Here is a 24476-nt window from a genome sequence, read left to right as displayed (position 1 = left end):
TCCGGCAGGGGACCGTGAGTATCATCGCGCTGAGTCGCCCTCAGACTACCCACATGACCCTGGTGAGCCAGAATCTGGCAACGGTGTGCCTGGTCACCATCTCAGCGTGCGCGATCGCCAGGGAACTCTCTCCGAATCACTGGTCCAGCCCAGTAGCCGGCATCGCATTACTGTTGTTTGTGGTCCTGCAGTGGTCCCGCATCAGCCTGACCTATCGAATATTTGCCATTCTCGCCCCGACTCTCGCGATCAGCCTTTGGCTGGCGGATTTGATTGATGGCGCGACCGTGGGCGCGGGTCTCGATCGCGCGGCCTTTTTTACGTTCTTCCTGACCGCACTGGCCGTATTACGTGAATCAGCCAAGTCATCTTCCCTGGTTCGTCGCTGTGGCAAGGTGCTGGTCAACCAACCTCCAGGGCGTCGTTACCTGCTGATGTCCTTCGGGTCACACCTGTTCAGCGTGATGCTGAACATTGGTGCTCTCAATGTGCTGGGCACCATGATTCGTCGTGCGATACGGCCGTCATCCGATCCGGAAACCCAGAGGATCGGGGGCATTCGTCAACGGCGCATGCTGACAGCCACCCTCCGTGGGTTTTGCGGCGTTCCCCTATGGGCGCCAACGTCGGTCACCATGTTGCTGGTTTTGTCTGGCATTCCAGATCTAACCTGGGAGCAATACGCACCGCTGGGGCTCCTCTGGACCTTGTTGTTCATCCTGTGGGGAGCCATCCTTGACCGCTTTTCCTACCCCAAACCGAAGACCAACCGGGTCAGTGGCGGCGGCCTGGTCCAATTGATCCCTCTCGTGTTCCTGGTGGCGCTAATTCCCGGCCTGGCCTATGTGCTGGCACGGCTCACCGGCCTGCAGCTGTTCTCAGCTCTGCTGATGTGCGCGCCGGTCATCGGCATCATCTGGATCTGGGTCCAGTACCGGGGGCAGCGAACCAGGGTGAAGGGCGGGCTACTTCTGCGTCGGATCCGCCGCTCCTTCCCTGAAACCTTCACCAACCAGCGCAATGAGGTGGTTCTGTTCACCTCGTCCGGTTTTATCGGCGTGATTCTGATTCCGTTGATCGACCCACAGGCGGCCAGCGATTTCCTTATTCAGGCAAACATCAGCAACGCCACCCTGATGGTATGCATATCCCTGATCATGCTGACGTTTTCGTTCATCGGTATCAACGCAATCATTACCGTTACGCTGATGCTCGGGGCACTCCAGCAGATCCCCGATCTGGATATCTCACCCCTGGTGCAAGCCTCCGTAATCGCCATCACCTGGGCTATTTTTGCGGGGGCATCACCGTTTACCGCGTCACTGCGTTTTATTTCGAGCTTCTCGGGTGTCTCGCCATTGCGGTTTGGCATCGAATGGAATGGATGGTTCAGCACCAGTGCGCTGCTCATCATGTACATCACCCTCTACGCATTGCTTTAAACTGGCGTAAACACAACCTTCAGGAGTACCTCCCATGGGCCTTCCAGACAACATCAAAGATCATCTGACACTGCCGGTCCTCTGCTCACCCATGTTCATCATCTCCAATCCCAAAATGGTGATCGAACAATGCAAGAGTGGCGTGATTGGCTCCTTCCCGGCTTTGAACGCACGCCCGGCGGAAAAACTGGACGAGTGGTTAACAGAAATTGGCGAGGAGCTGGCCGCGTACAAGGCCTCCAATCCCAATGCCAAAGTGGCGCCCTTCGCAGTCAACCAGATTGCTCATCCCACCAATGACCGCCTGGAGCACGATACGCGGGTATGCGTGACGCACAGAGTGCCCATTATTATCACCAGCCTCCAGGCCAACCCGATGGTCATTGAGGCGGTTCACAGTTACGGCGGCCTGGTTTTCCACGATGTCACCAATATCCGCCACGCCAAAAAGGCCCTGAGCATGGGTGTGGATGGCCTGATTCTGGTTACAGCCGGGGCCGGCGGGCATGCCGGCACCCTCAGCCCGTTTGCCCTGCTTTCGGAAATCCGTTCTTTCTTCGATGGTCCCGTGATACTGGGCGGCGCCATCACCAAGGGCAATCACGTACTCAGCGCCGAAGTCATGGGAGCGGACGTGGCCTACATGGGCACGCGTTTCATCGCGACCGAAGAAGCCAATGCCGACCAGTCCTACAAGGACATGATCCTGCAATCGTCGGCGTCCGATATTGTCTACACCAACCTCTTTACCGGGGTGCATGGCAACTACCTTCGCGGCAGCATAGAAAAAGCGGGTCTGGACCCGGAAAACCTGCCCACGTCGGACAAAAGCAAGATGAGCTTTGGCGGAGGCAGTAGCAAGAGCAAGGCCTGGAAGGATATCTGGGGCGCTGGCCAGGGCGTTGGTGGGATTACGCAACTGGCGTCGGTGGCTGACACCGTGGCCAGTTTGCGTGATGAATACGAATCGGCCAAAGCGCGGGTGGCCGTAAAAGAGTAAACAATTGGGGTGTCGGATTATGGCTTCGGCTAATCCGACACCCAAAACAAAAAAGAAGGATTTACACTCAGGACCGGGTGAAGTTGCCCTCACGGCGTTCCTTGACCGCCGCTATGCCCTCTTTATGATCGTCTGTTTTGGCCAGCCAGATTTGCTCGGCAAACTCGTGTTCCAGCCGGCTCCGGAGTTCCTCCACCAGGCCATGCCGAAGTGTCGCCCTGGTGGATTCCACGGCAAGTGGAGCACACTGTGCGATTTCAGTCGCCAGATCAATGGCCTGATCACGAACCTGATCAGCAGGTACCAACTGGTCGGCCAGACCAAACTCCAACGCCTCTTCCCCATTGATCCGACGCCCTGTCAACAGCATCAGATTGGCTCGCTGCTGGCCTATCAGTCGAGGCAGCACCAGACTAATGCCAAAGCCCGGATGAATACCGAGTTTGACGAAGTTGGCAGCAAATCGTGTCTCCGGGCAAACCACACGAAAATCCGGTACCAGAGATAGGCCCAGGCCGCCACCGATTGCGGCGCCATGGATAGCCCCGACCACCGGCTTTGCACAGGAATACAGACGCGCGGCGGCTTTATACAGGGTGATCGCACTATTGTCTGAGTCCGCCTCGAACAGATCACTGCCGCTGGAGGAAAAGTCAGCGCCTGCACAGAACGCTTTCCCCTGCGCGGCCAGCACAATTGCACGGCACTGACGATCTTCCTCCAGAGCCTCAAAGACTTCCGCAAGATGCTCAATAAGGCGGACGTCAAAAAAGTTCAGAGGCGGCCGACGGATTTCCACCACGGCAACGTGGTCGTGCCACTCAATTGCAACATCATCAAACGATTTCATTGGTTTTCCTTGTTAATTCTAGCGGGACACAACATCCCACACCGGCCCACCTTCTACACCGGCATGACCTACCTCGCTGGCCACGCTCATGCCCAAGCGTTCGGACCAGTAGAATTCCGATCCGTATTCTTCTCTCCAGCCCCATACACGACGGCTGTATTGCTGTAACGGGTATTCAAAACTGAAGCCCATGGCGCCATGGGCCTGATGCGCCAACCGAGTGACTGTGGCAGCGCCTTCGGACGTTACCACCTTGGCAGTGGCCACCGGCAAGAATACGTGGTTATCGCCGCAGAAAGGCTCCGAACATTCCGACAGCGTCCGGATCGCCTGCTCAACGGCGGCGTTGGCCATGGCACTCTCGCCGGCGATGTCCGCGACCTTGTGCTGTATGGCCTGAAATTTACCCAGGGGGCGACCGAACTGCTGCCGCTCACTCACATAACGAACCGTCAACCCAGTGATTTTTTCGAACGCCCCAGCAATCTGACAGGCCCTCACCAGCGCGCAGAATTGCCTGAGCCCATCTTCACTCATGCTATCAACAACCGGAGATAGCTGAGCGGGTATTACACTATCGAATGCCACCCTGGCTCGGGCTTCGCCTGCAAGACTCTCACGCTCCTCAATGGCCAGATTATGGAATGCAAATGTGGCAATTCTGACCATACCTCCGTCGGTAACTGGGACCACCAGCCGTGACCCGTCGATCACGCCCGGTGCATTGTCGACCACACCATTGACTCTTCCTTGCTCGACGGTCGGAAGTTCGCCTTCCTCAAACACCAGGGCAGCCCAGCCCTCGGCAAGTTCAAGGCCGCTTTTCGCAAGCACCAGATTGGCAATCATGGTATCCACCAGCGGTACCGGAACGGCAAAACTGGCAGCCAGACGAATTAGGTTAAAGCCCAGTGCAAGGGAACCTCCCACGCCGCCAGCTTCTTCGGGCACCCAGGCCAGTGAAAGACCCGCGGCCCTTACCGCATCGCGGAACGTTTCCGGCGGCTCGTCGAGCTCCGCCTGGTTAACCACATCAGCCCCGGAATGGTCGGAGAATAGCCTGCGGGCTGTATCGAGAATTAGCTGATCTGTCTGCTCCATACCACTTCCTCTTATGGGTCGTCCGCCAATCGGTCGTATTCCGGGCGACTTACCTCAACCCCATACCCCTGGCGACAATGCCTTTTAGAATCTCATTCGTGCCACCGCGAAGGGTGAACGAGGGTTGCCTCAGAAGGCTGTCGGAAAGCAGGTTCTGCAATTCGTCCCCGGCATTCGGTTTCATCTGGATAGGCCAGAACTCACGCAAACGTTCAATGACATCCTGCTCCAGACGCGTTCCCAGATCCTTCACCAGGGCGGCCTCCACATCTGGTGACTGTCCCTGGCCAAGTAACGCCGCCACGCCCAATGACATGGCGCGCAACCCACGAATACGTGCCAGAATGCTGCCAACGACTACGGCCTGCCGCTTCTCCATCGATGCTGTCCCCCGCTGAATAGCCTTTTCCAGGGCAATAAAAGTACTCAGAAAACGTTCTGGGCCTGAACGTTCCAGGGCAAGTTCACTGGTGATCTGCTTCCAGCCTTCGCCCACCGCTCCAAGCACGGCATCGTCGGCAACAAACACTTTTTCAAAATGACTTTCATTGAAGTGCTCCACGCCGCTCATGTCACGGATACCCCGAACGGTGACCCCCGGCGAATCCAGCGGCACCAGAAACTGGGTCAGGCCGTCGTGGCGTTTCCGGTCGTCCCGCTCTCCGGTGCGTGCCAATACCGTCATGTACTGGCAGTGGTGGGCGCCGGAAGACCACAGCTTGGTGCCGGTAATTTCCCAGCCGCCCTCGACACGATGCGCACGCGTCCGCACCGAAGCGAGATCCGAACCCGATTCCGGCTCGCTGAGCCCCAGAGCGATGAAACATTCGCCGGCTGCAATACGAGGGAGAATAGTACGTTTCATCTCTTCCGTGCTCGTTGCCAGGATCAGCGGACCGCTCTGGCGATCGGCGATCCAGTGCGCATGTACAGGTGCACCTGCAACCAGCAGTTCCTCTGTGATGACGTAGCGATGCAGGGCACTGAGCTCCCGGCCGCCGTACTGTTTTGGCCACGTCACACCAATCCAGCCGCGCTGCCCCAGTTTGCGGCTGAATGCGGGATCGATACCGGCGCACCAGCAATCTGTCGTGGGGCGAAAGCTGCCATTGCGAATTTCGTCCTGCAGGAACGAACGGACGTCTTTACGGAGTTGATCGACACTGTCATCAATCTCGGGGGCGGGAAAGTTAAAACGGATACTATCCATAATCACCACAACCTCAAAATATCACTCATTACCGTCGGAAATCATCTTCCTGAGCTCTGACTTAAGAATCTTGTTAACTGCCGATACCGGAAGCGGCTGCTCCATGAAGGTCACCCCCGTGGGGCACTTGTAATGGGCGATGCGCTCCCTGCAGTAACGGATAATATCGTCCTTACTTACCACCGCATCATCGGCCAGCCTTACCACGGCATGAACAGATTCGCCCCACTTTTTATGAGGCACACCAATAACCGCAGACTCTTTAATGTCAGGATGGCGCGATAGAATATTTTCAATTTCTATTGGATAGACATTTTCCCCGCCACTGACAATCATGTCTTTGATCCGTCCCACCAGGAACAGGTAGCCATCCTCGTCCAGGTAGCCGCTGTCCCCGGTGTAATACCAGCCATCCTGAAGCACTGCGGAGGTTAATTCCGGCGCGCGCCAGTAGCCCTTCATGATGCTTGCGCCCTTTACGGCAATTTCACCCACCTCACCGACACCCAACACTTGACGCTCTACGTTGACGATACGGACCTGGTTATGGAAGACCGCCCGCCCAACCGATTCGAGCCGTGGTAAACGGGCCGCCTCGAGAGAGTGATCCTCACCATCCAGCACCGTCACCACGGGGGACGCTTCTGTCATTCCGTATGACTGAGCAAAGGAGACTGACGGCAAAAGTTTCAGCGCTCGCTCCATTAACGCCACCGGAATGGGCGATGCGCCATAGGTGATCATCCGCAGACTGGACAAATCAAACTCGGCAAATCGAGGGTGATCAAACATCAACTGCAGCATGGTTGGCACCACCTGCATGGTATTGATGCGATGACTTTCCACGGTCCGCATGGTGTCCAGCACATCAAACCTGGAAAGAATCACCGTGTGGGTGCCCATCATGGTGGCGGTATAGACCCGTGAACCGGCAGCGGTGTGGAACATGGGCCCCGCCAGCAAATGGGTTTCTCTCTCGATCAGCCGGTAAAATGGGATACCGCCAAGCGCATTGGTGAACAGGTTGATATGTGTCAGCATGACACCTTTGGAGCGTCCCGTTGTGCCGCCTGTGTAGAAAATAATCAGGGTATCATCGTTGCCGCTGGGCTGAAGCTCCGTTTCTACAGCACTCAACAACAGTTCCTCATGACTCAGGAAACCCTCCGGTACAGCTCCCTCCCCCGAATACACCAGAGTCTCCAGCCTGGGACATGCCCGGCTGATCGCCCCGGCGTGCTCAACGTGATGGCTGTCGACCAGCAACACCGTTGGTTCGGCATCCTCGACACACTCAATCATTTCGCCCTCGGACAGGCGGAAGTTTACCGGCACCGCAACAGCTCCTGCCATCGGTGCAGCGAAGAAGAGTTCAAAGCACCAGTGGGAGTTGTAGCCAAGGTAGGCTACCCGAGCCCCCGGTCCCACTCCCTGGTTCGCCAATGCCCGGGCCAGACGCTGGCAGCGCTCATACGTCTCAATCCAGGTGTACGAATATCCCTCGTAAGTCACCGAAGGACTATCGGGCCAGCGGCCCGCTGCCTTCTCCAGCAGGTTCAACACCGACACTGCATACGCACTCTCAGCTAACATCAATCCAGTTCCTTGCAGCCATTGAAAACGAACCCCTGACCTTTGTTACCCTTCATCATCCCATGCTGTGTGGAATCAGCAGGGAGATAATGGGGAACGAAACCAGCAGCGCCAGCACAATAAGATCCGCCACCAAGAACTTCATAACACCGAAGAAGATCGTGTGTACCTTGATCTCTTTCGTCACCACACTATTAATGACGAAGACATTCATGCCGAGGGGCGGCGTCACCAATCCAATTTCCAACAGCTTGACCACCACAACGCCAAACCAGATCAGATCCATACCCATGCCTTCCACCAGTGGAATCACAAAGGGCAGGGTCAGCAGCATGGTGCCGATGGAATCCAGGAACATGCCCAACACCACATAGAGCAACACAATGCTAAAAAGCACCATCCAGTTTTCTAGCCCGAGGCTAGCAACGAAGTCTACGAAGGCCCCCGTCACGCCGGTAAGGGATACAAAGGAAACGAATATCTTGGCGCCAATGGCGATGAAGAACAGGGATGCGGACTGGAACGCCGTCTCCTTCATGGAGCTCAGGAAATCCTCCCAGGTCAGGCGGCGGGACAGAACCCCAAATGTCAGCGCAAACACCAGGCAGATAGCGGCGGCCTCGGTGGCAGTGAAGAAACCGCCATAGATACCACCGATGATGATCGTCATCAGCATCAGCGCCGGCCAGCCCTTGATCGCGGCTTTCAGCCGGTCACGACCGGTAAAGTTCAGGTCTTTCGGAGCCGGGGCATCGCCCGGCTTCAGCATGGCCCAGATAACGACCACAATAATAAAGCCGGTAATCGTCAGAATGCCTGGCAAAACGCCTGCCAGAAACAGCTTGTTTACCGACTGCTCCGTAAACATGCCATACAGAATAAACAGGACACTCGGAGGAATCAGGGACCCCAGCGTGCCCCCCATGGCAACGGTGGAGGTCGCAAGCTGCTTGTTGTACCCAAAACGCAGCATTTCAGGCACACAGATACGCCCCATGGAGGATGCACAGGCCAGGCTGGAACCCGTGATCGCGGAGAACCCCCCGCAACCGAACAATGACGCGATCGCCAACCCACCCGGCATTTTTGCCAGCCACACCCGAACCGCCTCGTAGATGTCTGTGGTAATACGGGAATGATAGGCAATGTGCCCGGCCGCAATGAACAGCGGGATCATGCTCAGCGAATAGGAATGGATAAAATCAAAGGCATTGGACTCGATCAATGCCATGGCAGGGCGCAGACCGCGCTCAAACATGAACTCCCCACCCGGCCGCCACGCGTAGGCCAGCAGCGAGCACACCGACGCCACGCCAACCAGCACGTAGGCGATGGGTACCCGCAGAATCATCAACACCAGCGCGGCCCCAAAGCCCCAACTGCCAATAACGGACGGTTCCATTAGTGCTCGGCCTCATCTGCGGTTTCCGGCTGTTTGCGATTGATGACGCCCAGGGCCTCCAGGCCGTCATGGAGAGCCAGATCAATCAGCCGTACAAAAAACAGGAAATAACCCAGAAAGAACAGGGTGTGCCCCGGCCACTTGGGCAGCTCCAGTAGGCCAAAAAAATAGGAGCCGGACTCGAAAGCATCAACCACGGAAATAAACGCCGCGAAGGTAATCGGTGTCACCGCAATCAAACCCACAAACACGGTCAACACATTTAACAGCTGCTGTACCTTTGGCCCCAACAACTGGGTGAAGATTTCCACGGCAATAAAACCACGATCAGCGGCCACGAATGCCAGCGGTAATACGAGTGCACCAATCATCAGTTCGCCGACAATCACGACCTCATCCGGTATTCCGGAAGAAGCAAATGACCGTAACAGAACGCTGCTGGCTATGACGACGCATAGACCTAGAATACACACCACAGCGATCAGCAAAAACACGTTCTCCAGCCAGGCCAGAGAGCCCCTTGCACACCTCATCACTCCCAGGGGAGCAGTCGATGAGCCTTCAGACAGCAGTCGTTCCGAACGCTCGGTGACGACCATATGCACCTCCATAAGAACCCGTCCGAACCCGGACGAGTCCCGATTACTGAAAAGTTGTTTATTGTTGTCAAATCAGTGTAGGTTACCCAGGATCTGCCGATGGCTTTGCCACCGGCCGTGGGCCTCACGACTTCAGTCAATCAGCTCCGGTTCCACGGGTAACCGTTTTCGTCCAGCTCCGCCTGATACTTGGTTAACAGGGACTGATACTCGTCCCAGATGGCCTGGCCATTTAGACCGGCCCTATTCATATCCGCAATCCAGGCATTAATGTATTTTTCTGATTCGTCAAACAGTTCAGCGCGACTTTCGTCCGACCATTCAATAACTTCGACCTTATTACCCAGTTCACCAGTAGGCAGCTTTTCGATCACTTTCTGGTTGTCAGCAATCACCCTTTCGGCAAAGGAATCGACCATTTCGGAGCCCACCTGTCGCAAAAGTTTCTGCTGCTCACTTGTCAGGTCATCCCAGGCCCATTTGTTCATAACCATGGCGAAACCGGCGATCTGGCCCCAGTTAGTGAGTGCCACGCTGGTAGTAACCTCCGGGGTCTTGAATGCCCGCATGGCGTATAGGTAGCCACCAGAACAGTCCACCAGCCCGGTATCCAGGGCCTGATACACTTCGGAGTAGCTGAGGTTCACGATGTTTGCGCCAGCGTCGTCGAGAACATTGGCATAGATGGAGGTGGCCCGAATTCTCTTACCGGCAAAATCCTCCAGCTTCTCGATTCGCACGCCACCCCCACATTCGAACTCTATCGCGCTGGTAGTGTAGTTAGTGATGTATACTACTCCGGCCTCTTCAAACTCGTGCTGCAACTGCTCGTTGGTAGTCATCAGCTCATACATGGCCCGCATACCAACCCAGGAATCGGCCTGCGGCACCGGAATATCACCAACACTCAGAGCCCGCATTTTCTGTGGCTCATAGGCGGCCAGCACCGACCCCATATCGGCGGCTCCAGAACTGACGCCACCGAGAATCGCTCTATACTTTAGCAGCGCACCACTCCAGTGAATGTCCAGCTTCATGTTGCCACCGGACTGCGCCTCCAGTTGATCTGCAAAAAACTGAATTGCCTCTGCCCGAGCCCCACGGTTTGGAATTGATGCGGCGAAACGAAATGTAGTCTCTGCCATTGCATGACCTAATGTAGCAAGCGAGAGTACGGAGCCAAGAGCCCAAAATTTCAACGTTTTTTTGGCAGTCATTGCTTTTAACCTCTTGTTATTCGAAGTACGGCGTGGTTACCCACACCTCACTCAATGGTCCACCCAAAGCCAAACAGCTTGAAGTCGAACGTGCTCTCTAAATGTCAGCTCTGCCAAGGGTAGCCATTAACCTCGAATTCGGACTGATACTGCTCGAGCAGTCCGATGTACCTGTCCCAGATCCGCTGTCCATCCATTCCACGACGATTTGCGTCCTGAATCCAGCTATCACGGAACGGGAGCGTGGCTTCGAGAATCTTCTGGCGCTCTTCGGGCGCCATCCGGATTACCGGAACCACCTTGCCAAAACCTCCGTTCGCAAGGGTTTTGGCCACCTTTTCTGCATCCTCGATCGTCAGGCGGGCAAAGTGATCAATCATATTTGATCCGGCTTGCAGCATAATGGCCTGCTGCTCGCCATTTAAATCGGACCAAACAAACTCGTTGATCACAATGGCAAAACCAAGCAGCTGCCCCCAGTCGACCCGGGTCACTGTCTCTACCACTTCATAAGTCTTGTAGGCTTTCATTGTGTAAAAATAACTGGCCAGACAGTCCACCAGGCCTGTATCCAGTGCCTGATAAACTTCACCGAAGGTCATGCTCACAGTGTCAGCACCTAGTTCCGCCAGCACATTGGTATAGGTGCCGGTGGCCCGAACACGCTTGCCCTTAATATCACCAACGGTGTGAATCTGGTTGCCCTCGGTGCACTCGAACTGGACGCCGGTTGTACTGAAGTTGCTGAGGTAAACCAGTGACTGACCGGCAAGGGACTCTTGAAGTTGGGACTCTGTGGTCATGAGGTCGTACATCGCTCGCATACCAACCCATGGATCAGCGTATTCAAGTGGAATATCGCCAATAGCCAGCGCCTTGAGCTCCTGAGGCTCGTATGAAGAAAGCACAGAACCAAGATCGGCACTACCCGCAGAGACACCACTCATGACGCCACTCCACTTGAGCAGCGCTCCACCCCAATGGATATCAACCTTGATATCGCCGCCGGACAGGCGCTCGACTTCATCAGCATAAAACTGCACAGCTGCAGCACGGGTACCGCGGTTAGGCCCGGCCTCTGCGTACCGCAGCACAACCTCAGCGGAGGCCTGGGCAGCCCCGGCCATCGCCAGGACAAACCCGAAGGTCAGCGACTTGAATTTTGTTATCATGATGTTGTTCCTCGTATGGGGTTTTGTTTTTGTTGGATGTGGCGGATGACACGCATCCACTTCACAGGATCAAGCTACCACCGCAAAGCAATATCAACAACGTCCCATATTTTATAGATTCCATGCCAGACAGGCATGACTTGACGGACGTCAATCTACGGGAACACCCTCCTCATTTTCGCCTCCCAGGACATAGCGAAAGGTGCCTTGGCCTGTCGCGATCAGAAGCTCTCCGCAAGTAATTCTTCCTTGGACGAAAAATATCTTCCTGCCGCGGCTGACCATCTCAGCTTCGATCCGCACCACCCCTGCTTGCAATGGATTCATGAAATGGGTGTTAAGCGATATCGTAATGCAACGCCTGACGTTGCCGGGCACCGAGCAGTATGTTCCGCAAAGCCCTGCGGCACTATCCAGCAAGGACACAAATACCCCACCGTGAACAAAACCATTACGATTGAGATGACGTTCAGTCATCTCTGCGGTAATGACAGCACGACCAGGCTCCCAGTCAGTTACGGAAAACCCTAGAACTTCCCGAAAACCGCTCATATTTGAATCTTCAAACTGTAAGTTTGCGTCACTCATATTACTCTCACAATCTGTTGGCCATGAATGATGTCGCTACGGTTATCCTTTTTGTAAAATCCGGATTGCAAGATCACCAGGAATGGGACTCAACGCTATCACTATGCCTGCATTGGCGCAGTTATAATTTATCTATATTTTCCATGCCGATCGGATATGCCAAAAGTCAGATTAAAGAGCAATTCCGGGTTACTTTTAAATACCGATAGATCAGTCGACAAATCGCCAAAAGACAATAACATCTGGAGTAACCATGGCCGATACAATACATGAGATAAACAACAACATTCTGACCATTACCTTGAATAGACCTGACCGCCTCAATGCGATGAGCAACGAGATGCGCACGGAGTTACTCCGGCTGCTTACAAAACAGGAGTCAGACCTGAATGTTCGCACCATTGTAATCCGCGCCAACGGCCGAGGATTCTGCAGCGGCGCCGATGTCCAGCCGGATGAAATCCTCACCCGGCGCACAACCATTGGTGACCAGGTGGAAAACGGAATCAATCAGATCATCAGGCGGCTGACCAGCCTGCCGGTGCCGGTCATAGCTGCCGTCAATGGCCCTGCTGCAGGCGCGGGCGTAAGCCTTGCCCTGGCCTCTGATCTTATGCTGGTGAACCGGGATGCAGCATTTCATATTTCCTTTGCCCGTATTGGCGCAGTCATGGACGGCGGCAACTCCTGGTTTATGACCCGCGCCCTCGGCCCACGACGTACAGCCGCGCTCGCACTGACCGGCGGTACCTTCGGGGCAGAGCAGGCACTTGCCTGGGGGCTGGCCCACAAAGTAGTGGACAATGATCAGCTCTGGATGGCAGCCGAGGAATTGGCCTGCGAACTGGCGTCCGGACCAACCACCGCTCTCGGCCTGATCAAGAAAGAAGTGGCGATGGCCGCGACACTGGATCTCTCCTCCGCACTTAGCCTGGAGGCCGAATGCCAGCAAACGGCCTTCAACACCGAGGATTTCGCCGAAGCAATCGATGCTCATCATCGCAGGAGGCGGCCGGCATTCCGCGGATACTGAGCCCCGGAAAGCCCAGGAGGCCGTATGCATGCCAGCAGTATGGCAACCTCAGATCTTCCGGCCAGCCTGCTGCCAATACTTGTCACGCAGGCGACGCTTAAAAATCTTGCCCGAATCTTCCCGTGGCAGGTCTGATCCAATCTCGATGGTTTTTGGCACCTTGAAACCCGCGAGATGCTCACGGAGATAGGCTTTAACTTTGTCTACACAGATATCATTAGCGCCTTCCGCCTCAACCACCGCCATCACCGATTCGCCAAACTCTTCATCGGGAATCCCGAAGACCGCACAATCCTTGATCCCGGGGTAATTGTGCAACACCGACTCGATTTCCGCTGGATAGATGTTCACACCACCGGAGATCACCATATCCTTGACCCGGTCGGCAATGAACAGGAAGCCATCCTCATCCAGATAGCCCATGTCCCCCGAGGTGATGAAGCCATCCCGGTCGATTTCCACCCGCGCTTCGGGTTTGCCGTGGTAGGTGAAATCCAGCAACGGGAACCGGGAGTAGATTTCCCCGACGGTGTTAGGAGGCAGGCAGTTGCCCTGTTCATCCAGTATGCGGAGTTCCGCCTCCGGGACCGTCTTGCCCACGCTGCCCGGTTTCGCCAGCGCCTGCTCGGAATTGCAAGCAACCACCGCGCTGGATTCGGTAGAGCCATAGAACTCGTTGATCACCGGCCCGAACCATTCGATCATCTTGCGCTTCACATCCGCCGGACAGGGCGCCGCCGCGTGAATAATGAACTCCAGTGACGACAGGTCATACCGGTTGCGCACCGTTTCAGGCAGTTTCAGCATGCGAATGAACATGATGGGGACCATAATGCCCGCCGTCAGCTTGTAGTCCTCAATGAGCCGCAGTACTCCCTCGGCATCAAAGCGGGGGGCGATCACCAACAGATCACTGATCTTGGAAGCCTGCATGCTGTAGCCGTTCGGGGCGCTGTGATAGAGCGGACCGGGCACCATGCAGCGAGCCCCGGGCGCGCAGCCGTAGACCCTGGAGCGAAAATCACGCATCTGTGCCGCGCCTTCCTGATCCAGGGTAACGCGGCGCACACCCTTGGGATGTCCGGTTGTGCCCGAGGTATACAACATGGATGACGGTCCGGCCTGCGCCGGCTCCGCGATGGGCTCCTCGGCAGCCAGCCAGGTCTGCCAGTTGGTCTGTCCCTCCGGCACGGCGCACGCATCCGGATCCAGATCAAATGCGGCCCGGATGTCTTCCGGTGTTTCCACCACCAGGCACTGGACTTCGCCGGGGATGGCCTGATGAATCCGGCGCCACAGGTCGGCATGGATCACCATGACCCTGGCACCGCAATCCTTGAGGATATATTCCAGCTCTTCCCCGGCCAGATGCCAGTTGATAGGAACGCCATAGGCCCCGACATAATTCGCAGCATGGTTGGCGGTCAGGAAAGGAATATCATTGCGCATGAAAATGCCGACACAATCGCCCGGCTGCACGCCCATACGCTTGAACCCGTTGGCGGCCTGACGGATGTTGTACTGGAATTCTTCATGGGTCAGGTGCCTGCTGCCGCAGACGATGCCTTTGAACGACGCCTTATCGATTGTTGTATTTGTCACTGCGTGTCTCCTGTGAACTTCCTCACTCCCCTTACCGGACTCAGCGCCCGGTAAACTTCGGGGGTCTCTTTTCGTTGAATGCCCGGACACCCTCGACCCAGTCCTCGGCCATGGCGCTGTCGCCGAAGGTTTCGGCCTCCGACTGCAGCTGTTCTTCCAGGGAATTGTCCGACGACTCCAGGATCAGCTTTTTGATGTTGCCGTAGGCCTTGGTGGGACCCTTGGCCAGACGTTCCGCCAGGGTCCGGGTTTCGGATTGCAACTCTTCAGTCGCAACCACCCGGTTGATCAATCCCATGTCCAGGGCCTGCCCGGCGCTAAACCGATCGCCGAGCAATGCGATTTCCATTGCTCTCTTGGTGCCGACCAGACGTGGCAGGTAATAGGACGCGCCACCATCCGGGCTACTGGCGATGTGGGAATAAGCCAGGGTAAAAAACGCATCCTCGGCCGCTACCACCAGATCACAACACAGCGCCAGGCTGACCCCGGCGCCGGCCGCCGCTCCGCGAACGCTGGCAATGATGGGTTTGCGCAGGCGCCGCATGGTGTACATGATCGTATTAAGGCCGTGGATACGATTGACAAAGGTCAGTCGACGCTGTTGCGGCGTGAGCTCGGTGAACTCCATGAACGACTTCACATCGCCACCGGCCAGGAAGTGTTCACCAGCTCCCCGGAGAACCACGCAGCGTACGCTGTCATCCGATTCCAGGGCCTGAAGCGTCTCAAGCAGTTTCTGCCGCATCTCGATCGAGAGCGCATTGCGGGCTTCCGGGCGATTCATGGTCAGATACGCAACGTTGTTTTCTACTTCGTAGAGCAAGTGGGTCATTTTATTATCGTCCTCCTGAATAGGCCGTCCCGGTTGGACGGATCATCAACCGCACGTCGACTGTGCCCGCATCTCGTCAAGCTGTTCAGCGCTGTACCCCACTTCGGCCAGTACCGCATCGGTATCAGCGCCGTAAGGCCGGGCTTCATGCCGGACAGAAGGCTCCGTGCGACTGAACCGGGGCGCTGGTGCCGGCTGTTTGATACCGCCCACATCCACGTAGGTCTGCCGCGCCAGGTTGTGGGGATGATTCTGCGCTTCTTTCAGATCGAGGACCGGTGCGAAGCAAATATCCGTCCCTTCCATCAGCTCACACCACTCATCCCGGGTTTTCTGCAGGAACACGTCCGCAATGGCCTGCTTGAGCTCGGGCCAGCGCGACTGGTCCATCTGTTGCCCGAACTGCTCGCGCGGCAGGTTGGCCACCTCAAGCAGCTGATTGTAGAACTGGGGTTCGATGGAGCCGATGGAGATGTATTTACCGTCGCGGGTTTCATAGGTGTCGTAGAAGTGGGCGCCGCCATCAAGACGATTGGTGCCCCGCTCCAGGGAATGGCGCCCCATCTCATAGGCCGTGTTGAACATCGACATCAGCACGGCGGAACCGTCGGTCATGGCTGCGTCGATGACCTGGCCCTTGCCCGATGTCCTGGCCTCGAGTATGCCAGAGACGATGCCCAGTGCCAGGAACATGCCGCCGCCACCAAAGTCGCCAACCAGGTTAAGTGGCGGCACCGGCTTCTCTCCCCGACGGCCTATGGCATGAAGCGCCCCGGTGAGAGAGATGTAGTTGATATCATGGCCGGCGGCCTGAGCCATCGGACCATACTGACCCCACCCGGTCATGCGCCCGTAGATCAGCTTCGGATTGCGCTCAAGGCACTGTTCGGGACCGATACCCAGTTTCTCGACCACCCCGGGGCGGAATCCCTCAAACAGGGCATCGGCACTTTCCACCAGCTTCAACAGGGCCTCGACACCGGCCTCGCTCTTGAGGTTGAGAGAAATGGATCGTTTGCCCCTGCGACTGCAGTCCAGTGCGGGCTTCTCTGCCTGGGCGCCGACACGTTCCACACTGATGACTTCTGCCCCCAGGTCCGCCAACACCATGCCGCAGAACGGGCCGGGGCCGATACCGGCCAATTCGATAATACGGACGCCATGTAGCGGTCCCATACAACGTCTCCCATGCCATCCCGCGGCAACTGTGCCGGCGGATGGCATTATTATGTTTAGTCAGATCCGGCCACAACCTTCTGGTCAAACAGCTTGGCGATCTCCGGCGCAGACAGGCCCAGGGTGTCGGCAAGAATTTCCTCGGTATGCTCACCCAGCTTCGGGGCCCGGCGTACCGGCTCCCGCTCCAGCGAGGTGAAATTCAGCGGGTGATCCGGCATCAGGTACTCCCCGATGCCTGGCTGCTCCACCATCTGGAATAAAGGGTTGTCCGTCGAACAGTCAATATCCGACTCCACGGTTTCCTTGATGGTCTGGTACTTACCCCAGCACGCACCGGCATTGTCCAGTTCACTTGCCACCTGGCTGAACGGCCGTTGTGCGAACCAGGGCTGGAATATCTCGGTAATCTGCTCCCGGCCCTGGTAACGGTCCCCTTCCTTGCTGAAATCCAGTCCCATCCGGGTTTGCAGTTCGTTGATTTCATTAGCGGTGCCGGTAACCTCGACAATCGCCTTCCACTGGTTCGGGCTCACCCCGACCACCATCACCCGTTCACCATCCTGACAGGCAAAGTCATGGCCATAGGTGCCATAAATATGGTTACCAATGGCATCACGCTCGGTGCCGTTAATCATCGCTTCGGCGATATAGCCAAGGTTACCCAGAGTTGCCAGGGCAACATCCGCCAGCGCAATCTTCACCAACTGGCCCTCACCGGTTTTCAGCCGATGGCGCTCCGCGGCCAATAGCCCTAGGGCGATTTGCTGGCCGGTAATCACGTCCCAGGCCGGCATGGGGTTATTCAGCGGTGGGATCGATTTGCTCTTGCCCACACCGGTAATTGAGGGGAAGCCCACCTTGCAGTTGACGGTATAATCAAGCGCACTTTTGCCATTGCGATCACCGGTCAGGTTCATGTAAATCAGATCATCCCGATAACCCTTCAACTGGTCATAGGACAACCACCCCTTGGCCGGGAAGTTGGTCAGGAACATGCCAGCATCCTCCCCGGGAGAAGTAATCAGCCGGGTCAGCAACTCCTGACCCTCCGGACGCCGGAAGTCCACGGCAATGGAACGCTTGCCTTTATTCAGGCTGTGCCAGTAAAGACTTTTCTGATCAGCGGTCACCGGCCAGCGGTTGTAGTCAATGCCGCCACCGATCGGGTCGAAGCGGATAACATCGGCCCCCAGCTGGGCCAGCGTCATCCCACCCGATGGGGCCGCAACGAACGCACTGCCTTCAACAACGCGGAATCCTGAAAGTATGCTTTGCATCAGTTGACCTCGGCATAGCCGTTGTTGATCACCACCACATCACGCTCGACGACGCGACAGCGGAACGCCACCTCCTGACCGTTACGCCAGATTTCCGTGCGAATGGTTTCACCGGGGTAGACCGGGGATGAAAACCGCAGGCGGATGCGGTGGAACCGGGCAGGGTCGTAATCGCACAACGTCTTGAGGATGGCGTGGGTTGCCACACCGAAGGTACACAGGCCATGCAGGATCGGCGCCTTGAAGCCGGCAGCCCTGGCCACCTCCGGTGACGCATGCAGCGGGTTATAGTCGCCGGACAAACGGTAAATCAGTGCGGCCTGGGCGAGCGTGGGCAGGTCACACACGTGATCCGGCTCCCGCTCGGGAATCGGGTCCGGCCTGGGAGAGGCAACCGCAGGGCCGCCAAAACCGCCATCGCCACGGGCGAGGGTCGTGCTCACCAGGGTGCAAAGGTCCTCTCCGGTGGCACTGTCGCGCACTGTGCGCTCGGAAATAATCAGCGCCCCCTTGCCTTCACCCTTGTCGATAATGTCGGTGATTTTGGTGGTTGCCTCTACCTGCCCGGAGGCTGGCAGCGGCTTGTGCATGATCATTTCCTGACCAGCGTGGAGGATCTTGACCCAGTCAATGCCGGTATCCGGTTCTTTCGCCCAGAACCCCGGGTAGGCCAACACATTGGCCTGGCTGGGAAGTGCCTTGAGGCCATCTTCATAAACAAATTTCAGGCAGTCCTCATCCAGGGGATCAATACCCAGCCCCACACCCAGTGCATAGAGGATCGTGTCCTTCTCTGTGTACTGATGCTTGAGGCATTCAAACTTACGATTCATCAGCTTGTCGTAATCGATGGCCACCGTTGCTCTCCTTTCCTGTTGCTATCGTTCCGCCCCTGCTCCAATCCGCAGATCAGAACGGATCCCAGCTGAAGACATCAGCGGAACGGCTCAATGGATAGAAATCGGCTTCAAAGGCCGGCAGCACACGATCCAGAACGGTTTCCGGCGTCCACCCCTCGGAGGTGTGTGCGGAACGGAATGGGCGCGGCTGACTGAACAGGAAGATCTCGTTGTTGCGAACACCAAAGATCTGGCCCGTAACGTTCTTCGCCTGGTCGCTGCACAGGGACACTGCCAGGGTGGCAATCTTGTCCGGGGTCATTTGCTGAATCTTGGCCACCCGGGCTTTCTGCTCTTCGCTGTCGGTCGGGATACTGCCGATCAGACGGCTCCAGGCGAAGGGCGCGATGCAGTTGGAGGTCACACCAAAACGCTGCATGTCCAGCGCCATGGACTTGGACAGACCAACAACGCCCATCTTGGCAGCGGCATAGTTAGCCTGGCCGAAGTTACCGATCAGACCGGAGGTGGAGGTCATATTGACGAAGGTTCCACTACCCTGCTCACGGAAGATCGGCGCGGCTGCACGACTGACGTTGAAAGTACCCTTCAGGTGCACGGCCAGGACCGCATCGAAGTCTTCCTCGGTCATCTTGTGGAAGATCACATCGCGGAGGTTACCGGCGTTGTTGATCACCCCGTCGATGCGACCAAACGTATCAATGGCGGACTGGATGATCTTCTGACCACCTTCCCATTCGGTCACGCTGTCAAAGTTGGCAACCGCATCACCGCCAGCCGCCTTGATTTCGTCGACCACTTCCTGGGCCGGTGTGGCATCGTTACCGGAACCATCGGCGCTGCCGCCGATGTCGTTAACCACAACCTTCGCCCCGCTCTGCGCCAACATCAGCGATGTTGCACGCCCGATACCACGGCCCGCGCCGGTGACGACGATGACTTTTCCTTCAAGAAGTTTACTGTTGCTCATGACACCCTCCTACAGGTCTCTTGTTTGATTCATCAATGTTGTTCAATACAATTTGCCAGCGTTCAGGCGTTACCCACCAGGTTTCTCGCAATAACTTTCAGGGCCAGGGTTTCCTCCGCGCCCTCGAAAATCGACAGCACCCGGGCATCCACGAAATAGCGGCTGACGGCCGACTCTTCCGCGTACCCCATGCCACCGTGAATCTGCATGGCTTCCCGGGTTACCCATTCCGCAGCACGGCAGGTGAACAGCTTCACCAGGCTGGCCTCCATCTGGCCCGCCCCTTCATCCATCATCCGCGCTACCGAATAACTGAACTGGCGGGAGGCGGAAAGCGTGGCCATCATTCGCCCCAGTTTTACGCGGGTCAGTTGGTAGTCCCCCACCGCACTGCCAAACACCTTACGCTCCCGGGAGTATCCCAGCGCCTTTTCGAATGCGGCTTGCATGACCCCCGTAGCCCGGGCGGCGGTCTGGATGCGACCGCCAGCGAAACCGGCCATAGTGAAATAGAAGCCCTTGCCCCGGCCCGCTTCCTCACCAATCAGGTGGTCCGCTGGCACGAAGTAGTCCTCGAAGAACACATCGTAGGAATGCATGCCGCGGTAGCCGAGCGTGGCAATGGCTTTGCCGGAAATGGTGCCGCCACCGGGCTGGCGATGGTCAAAGCGGTGGCCTGGTGTTGCCGGCTTCTCCACCAGGAACAGACTCAGCCCCTTGTGCCCCAATGCCGGGTCGGGCTCGGTGCGAGCCATGGTGACCAGCAGGCTGGCTTTGCCGGCGAAGGTGCACCAGGTCTTGCTACCATTGAGAACCCAGCCGCCCTCGACCGGCGTCGCTTTCAGACCCAGCGAGGCCACATCGGAGCCGTAGTTGGGCTCGGTAATGGCAATGGCGCACAGTGTTTCGCCGGAGGCAATACGGGGCAGCCAGGTTTCCTGCTGAGCCTGAGTGCCGCCCTGAAGCAGGGCCTTGGCGGCGATCTCCGGGCGGGTAATGAGGGAACCGGCGCCCCCCAGGGAAGCTTTGGACAACTCCTCCGTCACCACGATCATGCCGAGGCTGTCGTCCCGATCGTCCGGCTGCAGGCCGCCAAAACGCTCCGGAATACTGATTCCGAAACACCCCAGTTCAGCCGCCTGCTGAAGGATTTCGTCCGGAATATCCAAGTCTTCCCGATGGATTTGCTCGGCCAGGGGGGCCACCACGTCCGCACCGAAGCGTGCGAACATGTCCCGCACCATTTCTTTGTCTTCATTGAGCAGGGTCGGCAAGCGGGTGCTGCCACGCTCGCTGACCGTGGCGCCGACCGAGGCCAGGAACTCACCACTGCCGTACACGGAGCGCAGTTCACGGATGTCGCTGTCAGCGTAGAGCCCCGACAACTCCGCGATGTCCAGCCCCATATCGCCGGCACGGGCGATCAATCGCTGGATCACCGAACTGACCGCTTCGGAGGAAAACGCCAGCGCCGTACTGGCGGCAAGCTCGTCTTCAGTCACCGCGTCCGCTGCATAGCGGCATACGGCGTCGGAAGCGGCAAGCTCGGCGGCACAGAAAGCCAGCTCGTAGCAGCTCAACTGGTGCTTATCCAGCAGATCGGAATCCAGCTTGCCGTTCACCATGGAAAACGACTGGAGATTCTTCAGGGCCTGCTGAACATTCACTCGGACCTGACTGACACAGCGTCCCGCCTGCTCCAGAGCTGCGACCTGTTCACTGACACTCATCACGACACCTTCCCGAATCTGGTTGTTTAAGGGGCGTACCACTGTGGCCGGACGCCCGGCCACACACTGACCCGCCTTATTCGTAGCGACCTATAATGGAAATGCTGCAAATGTTCTGGTGAGGAAAACCACCCAGGTTATGGTTCAAGGCAAGCCGGGGATCCTTGAGCTGGCGCGCTCCAGCCCGCCCCTGAAACTGCAGGTAGTTCTCATAGATCATTCGCATGCCCGATGCGCCGATGGGGTGACCGAAGCATTTCAGGCCACCGTCAATCTGGCACGGAATCCGACCGTCGGCATCGAAGTCACCGTTAAGGACATCCCGAACCGCCTGTCCCTCATCGGACAATTGCAGATCTTCCATGGTAACCAGTTCGGTGATGGAGAAGCAGTCATGCACTTCGGTCATGCTGATTTCTTCCCGGGGCTTCGTGATACCTGCCTCATCGTAGGCGCGCTGGGCAGCAATGCGCGTGGTCTTGATGTGCGAACCGTCCCAGGTTTTGAAACCGGCTTCCTCGCCATTGGACACCGCCAATTGCAGGGCCTTGACCGACACCAGATCTGCCTTGCCCAGGCGTTTGGCAATCTCCGGCGTGGTCACGATGGCACAGGCGGCACCGTCACTGACGCCACAGCAATCGAACAGACCGATGGGCTCGGCAATATATGGCGCATTAATGGCCTGCTCTTCGGTGATCTCGCGCTGCAGGTGAGCCTTCGGGTTCTTGGCGCCATTGGCATGACTTTTCACGGAAACATGAGCCATGGCGCGCTTCAGGTCAGCCTTGTCGACACCGTGCTTGGCGCGGTAACCGCTGGCCAGTTGGGCGAATGCCCCTGGTGCGGACAGGTTCGGCCAATACATGTCATTCTCAACACCGCGAGTGCGCTGTGGCAGGCCGCCGTAACCCACGTCCTTGAGCTTCTCGACACCCAGTGCCAGCGCAATGTCGCAGGCTCCGGAAGCGACCGCATAAACCGCACCACGAAAGGCTTCGGTACCGGTCGCGCACATATTCTCCACTTTAGTAGCGGGGATATTCGGCAACCGCAGGGCTATCGACAGCGGCATGGCGCTGGAGCCAACGTTGAATGCATCAATACCGGCGCCAAACCAGGCCATCTGGATCTGGGTTTTATCGATGCCCGCATCTGCCAGACCTTCCTCAAATGCCTCAACCATCAGATCCGCAGGGCTTGCGTCCCAGCGCTCACCGAACTTGCTGCAGCCCATCCCGAGGATCGCTACTTTATCTTTGATTCCACTAGCCATTGTCATTCACCTGTCTTAGCTGCGTAAGTTATTGCTGGACCGGAGTGGCTTTCCAGAAGTACTTCCGGAAGCCCCGCTGGTTATCGAACTGACGGATACGGAAGTGCATCGACACCGGCACGCCGGTATCGATCGAGCCCGGCTCTACTTCGGTAAAGTCCATCATCAGACGGCCACCGCCCTCGAACTCAACCAGGCCGAAATACGCAGGTGGGTTCCAGTCAAAGGTCAGACGGTCAGCGGTCCAGGTCTTGACGCGGCCCTGTACGGCAGACATTGGATAATCGTCCTGACTGTCCAGTTCGCCGCACTCGGGGTTAACGCAATAATTTTCCTTTGGGATCTGAATGGTGCCGCAGCTACGACATTGGCCGCCCACGAAGCCGGTCAACAAATCCTTTCGGCGATACATGGCAGCGAGGTAACTTTGCTTGTCCATCTCACCACGCTTGCCAACCTCGCGCTCAACCAGGTTGTTGAAGCTCAGGAAACGGTTGTAGTTGGCGTCTTCACGTCGACGCGCCAGGGCGCCAGCAAAGCCGATTTTCGGCTGTCTGTCTTTGATCTTGTCGGTGGCACGGAACAGAACCGCGTCGGTGCCCTGACCAAACCCGGTCACCAGGATCAGATCACCTGCGGTCGCTTTTTCCAGCGCGGCGGCCAGTAACAGGATGGGGTGAGCCACACCGGATACACCCACGCTACCGATGTGGTTGTCCACCAGAGCCTCGGCAGGGATCCCCATCTCTTTTGAAACTGCCGCCGGTGTTCTGGCCTGATCCGATGCCAACACAAAGTGAGCAATGTCGACAGCTTTTACACCCGCCTTTTCGAGCAAGCGGGAAACAGCCTTGGGTACGCTCTTCATGTAACCTTCATCACGAATCCAGCGTTCTTCCCATTCATAATCGAGGGTCGAGTCCTCACCGCGGTAATGGTCGACGAAGTCAGTCACATAGGTTTCGCTGCCCAGGTATTCGGCAATAACTTCCTCAGCACCAACACCGAGTGCCGCGGCGCCATCACCCCAGAGCATTTCGGCACGCGAACCGCATTTGCTGCGCCGGTGCTCGGACGCCACCAACAGTGCGTTGCCGCTAACGCTGGCACCAGACTCCAGCATGGAGATCAAGGCCGATGTTCCCGCTCTCTGGGAGGCGGCAACATCCATCGTACGAAGCTGATCACCCAGATTCAGGGCCTGACTCACAACCACCGAGTTCTGGCGATCCAGGAACGGCAGTGTGGTAGACGCCAGGTACAGCGTATTGACGGATCCGGCATCGAGGACCGACAGGCAGTCCTGCCCAGCCTCGACAGCCATGGTGATGGTGTCCTCATCCCAGTTACAGACGCTGCGCTCACCCTTGGCAAGGCCGCGGAGACTGGGGTCAAACCAGTCGTTGGCATCAGCGATCGCCGCCTTGGACAAGCGGGTTCTGGGAATGTAGGCACCGTAGGCGGTTATACCAAACATGTGAATTCCTTCCTTTAGTTGTGCAATCTCAACAATCGTTAGTGGTGATTAAGAGCTCTGTGC

At 57.1% G+C, this 24476-nt stretch carries 21 protein-coding genes; 3 read left to right on the top strand and 18 right to left on the bottom strand.

From position 1 onward, the window contains the following. Window positions 1–14: 14 nt before the first annotated feature. Window positions 15–1442, top strand: coding sequence for a hypothetical protein (locus BM035_RS10400; RefSeq protein WP_053115150.1), 1428 nt, complete (start codon window positions 15–17; stop codon window positions 1440–1442). A gap of 34 nt (window positions 1443–1476) precedes the next feature. Beyond that, entirely contained in the window at window positions 1477–2442 is a 966-nt protein-coding gene (locus BM035_RS10395) for an NAD(P)H-dependent flavin oxidoreductase (RefSeq protein WP_092031693.1), read from the top strand. 67 nt (window positions 2443–2509) lie between these two features. Here the strand turns inward: BM035_RS10395 and BM035_RS10390 are convergent, their stop codons facing one another. From BM035_RS10390 to BM035_RS10350, 9 genes are all read right to left on the bottom strand, one after another. After that, entirely contained in the window at window positions 2510–3292 is a 783-nt protein-coding gene (locus tag BM035_RS10390; protein ID WP_092031690.1) for an enoyl-CoA hydratase/isomerase family protein, read from the bottom strand. Between the two features lie 18 nt (window positions 3293–3310). Then, window positions 3311–4393, bottom strand: coding sequence for an acyl-CoA dehydrogenase (locus tag BM035_RS10385; protein ID WP_092031687.1), 1083 nt, complete (start codon window positions 4391–4393; stop codon window positions 3311–3313). Between the two features lie 49 nt (window positions 4394–4442). Further along, complete coding sequence (locus BM035_RS10380; protein ID WP_092031684.1) at window positions 4443–5603, bottom strand: acyl-CoA dehydrogenase family protein; 1161 nt, start codon at window positions 5601–5603, stop codon at window positions 4443–4445. 21 nt (window positions 5604–5624) lie between these two features. Beyond that, window positions 5625–7196, bottom strand: a complete 1572-nt coding sequence (locus BM035_RS10375) for a class I adenylate-forming enzyme family protein (protein ID WP_092031681.1) — start codon at window positions 7194–7196, stop codon at window positions 5625–5627. A gap of 55 nt (window positions 7197–7251) precedes the next feature. After that, a complete protein-coding gene (locus BM035_RS10370) occupies window positions 7252–8598 on the bottom strand; it encodes a TRAP transporter large permease (RefSeq protein ID WP_053115144.1) in 1347 nt (448 codons plus the stop codon). Then, window positions 8598–9197 carry a TRAP transporter small permease gene (locus tag BM035_RS10365; RefSeq protein ID WP_217646342.1) on the bottom strand — a complete coding sequence of 200 codons (600 nt, stop codon included), beginning with the start codon at window positions 9195–9197 and terminating at the stop codon, window positions 8598–8600. Before BM035_RS10365 ends, BM035_RS10370 begins: the two co-directional genes overlap by 1 nt. Before the next feature lie 140 nt (window positions 9198–9337). Further along, a complete protein-coding gene (locus tag BM035_RS10360; protein ID WP_175497378.1) occupies window positions 9338–10342 on the bottom strand; it encodes a C4-dicarboxylate TRAP transporter substrate-binding protein in 1005 nt (334 codons plus the stop codon). 176 nt (window positions 10343–10518) lie between these two features. Next, the gene (locus BM035_RS10355) at window positions 10519–11586 is read right to left on the bottom strand and encodes a C4-dicarboxylate TRAP transporter substrate-binding protein (protein WP_092031673.1); all 1068 of its coding nucleotides are present in this window, start codon (window positions 11584–11586) and stop codon (window positions 10519–10521) included. Window positions 11587–11736: 150 nt separating this feature from the next. Beyond that, a complete protein-coding gene (locus BM035_RS10350; RefSeq protein ID WP_053115141.1) occupies window positions 11737–12174 on the bottom strand; it encodes a PaaI family thioesterase in 438 nt (145 codons plus the stop codon). A 253-nt stretch (window positions 12175–12427) separates the two neighbouring features. On the opposite strand from BM035_RS10350, the gene BM035_RS10345 reads away from it, so the two are divergent. Then, complete coding sequence (locus BM035_RS10345; protein ID WP_092031670.1) at window positions 12428–13207, top strand: enoyl-CoA hydratase-related protein; 780 nt, start codon at window positions 12428–12430, stop codon at window positions 13205–13207. Window positions 13208–13255: 48 nt separating this feature from the next. Here the strand turns inward: BM035_RS10345 and BM035_RS10340 are convergent, their stop codons facing one another. The 9 genes from BM035_RS10340 to BM035_RS10300 form a co-directional block, all read right to left on the bottom strand. Further along, the gene (locus BM035_RS10340) at window positions 13256–14809 is read right to left on the bottom strand and encodes an acyl-CoA synthetase (protein ID WP_217646341.1); all 1554 of its coding nucleotides are present in this window, start codon (window positions 14807–14809) and stop codon (window positions 13256–13258) included. 40 nt (window positions 14810–14849) lie between these two features. Continuing rightward, window positions 14850–15644: an enoyl-CoA hydratase/isomerase family protein gene (locus BM035_RS10335; protein WP_092031667.1), complete on the bottom strand. Its 795-nt coding sequence runs from the start codon at window positions 15642–15644 to the stop codon at window positions 14850–14852. A gap of 45 nt (window positions 15645–15689) precedes the next feature. Beyond that, window positions 15690–16820 carry a CaiB/BaiF CoA transferase family protein gene (locus BM035_RS10330; RefSeq protein WP_092031665.1) on the bottom strand — a complete coding sequence of 377 codons (1131 nt, stop codon included), beginning with the start codon at window positions 16818–16820 and terminating at the stop codon, window positions 15690–15692. 56 nt (window positions 16821–16876) lie between these two features. Further along, window positions 16877–18100, bottom strand: a complete 1224-nt coding sequence (locus BM035_RS10325) for a CoA transferase (protein ID WP_092031662.1) — start codon at window positions 18098–18100, stop codon at window positions 16877–16879. After that, window positions 18100–18957 carry a MaoC/PaaZ C-terminal domain-containing protein gene (locus BM035_RS10320; protein ID WP_092031660.1) on the bottom strand — a complete coding sequence of 286 codons (858 nt, stop codon included), beginning with the start codon at window positions 18955–18957 and terminating at the stop codon, window positions 18100–18102. The genes BM035_RS10325 and BM035_RS10320 overlap by 1 nt, the downstream gene beginning before the upstream one ends. 52 nt (window positions 18958–19009) lie before the next feature. After that, window positions 19010–19930 (bottom strand): SDR family NAD(P)-dependent oxidoreductase, encoded by a 921-nt coding sequence (locus BM035_RS10315; protein ID WP_053115135.1) that lies wholly within the window; start codon window positions 19928–19930, stop codon window positions 19010–19012. Window positions 19931–19992: 62 nt separating this feature from the next. Next, the gene (locus tag BM035_RS10310) at window positions 19993–21660 is read right to left on the bottom strand and encodes an acyl-CoA dehydrogenase family protein (RefSeq protein ID WP_092031657.1); all 1668 of its coding nucleotides are present in this window, start codon (window positions 21658–21660) and stop codon (window positions 19993–19995) included. A 76-nt stretch (window positions 21661–21736) separates the two neighbouring features. Further along, complete coding sequence (locus BM035_RS10305) at window positions 21737–22936, bottom strand: acetyl-CoA acetyltransferase (RefSeq protein ID WP_053115133.1); 1200 nt, start codon at window positions 22934–22936, stop codon at window positions 21737–21739. Window positions 22937–22964: 28 nt separating this feature from the next. Then, window positions 22965–24413 (bottom strand): 3-oxoacyl-[acyl-carrier-protein] synthase III C-terminal domain-containing protein, encoded by a 1449-nt coding sequence (locus tag BM035_RS10300; RefSeq protein WP_053115132.1) that lies wholly within the window; start codon window positions 24411–24413, stop codon window positions 22965–22967. Between the last annotated feature and the right edge of the window lie 63 nt (window positions 24414–24476).

The sequence above is a fragment of the Marinobacter sp. DSM 26671 genome (assembly GCF_900112835.1).
Taxonomy (GTDB): Bacteria; Pseudomonadota; Gammaproteobacteria; order Pseudomonadales; family Oleiphilaceae; genus Marinobacter; species Marinobacter flavimaris.
The sequence above is the reverse complement of the archived record's forward strand: the minus strand, read 5'-3'. Positions and strand labels throughout refer to the sequence as shown.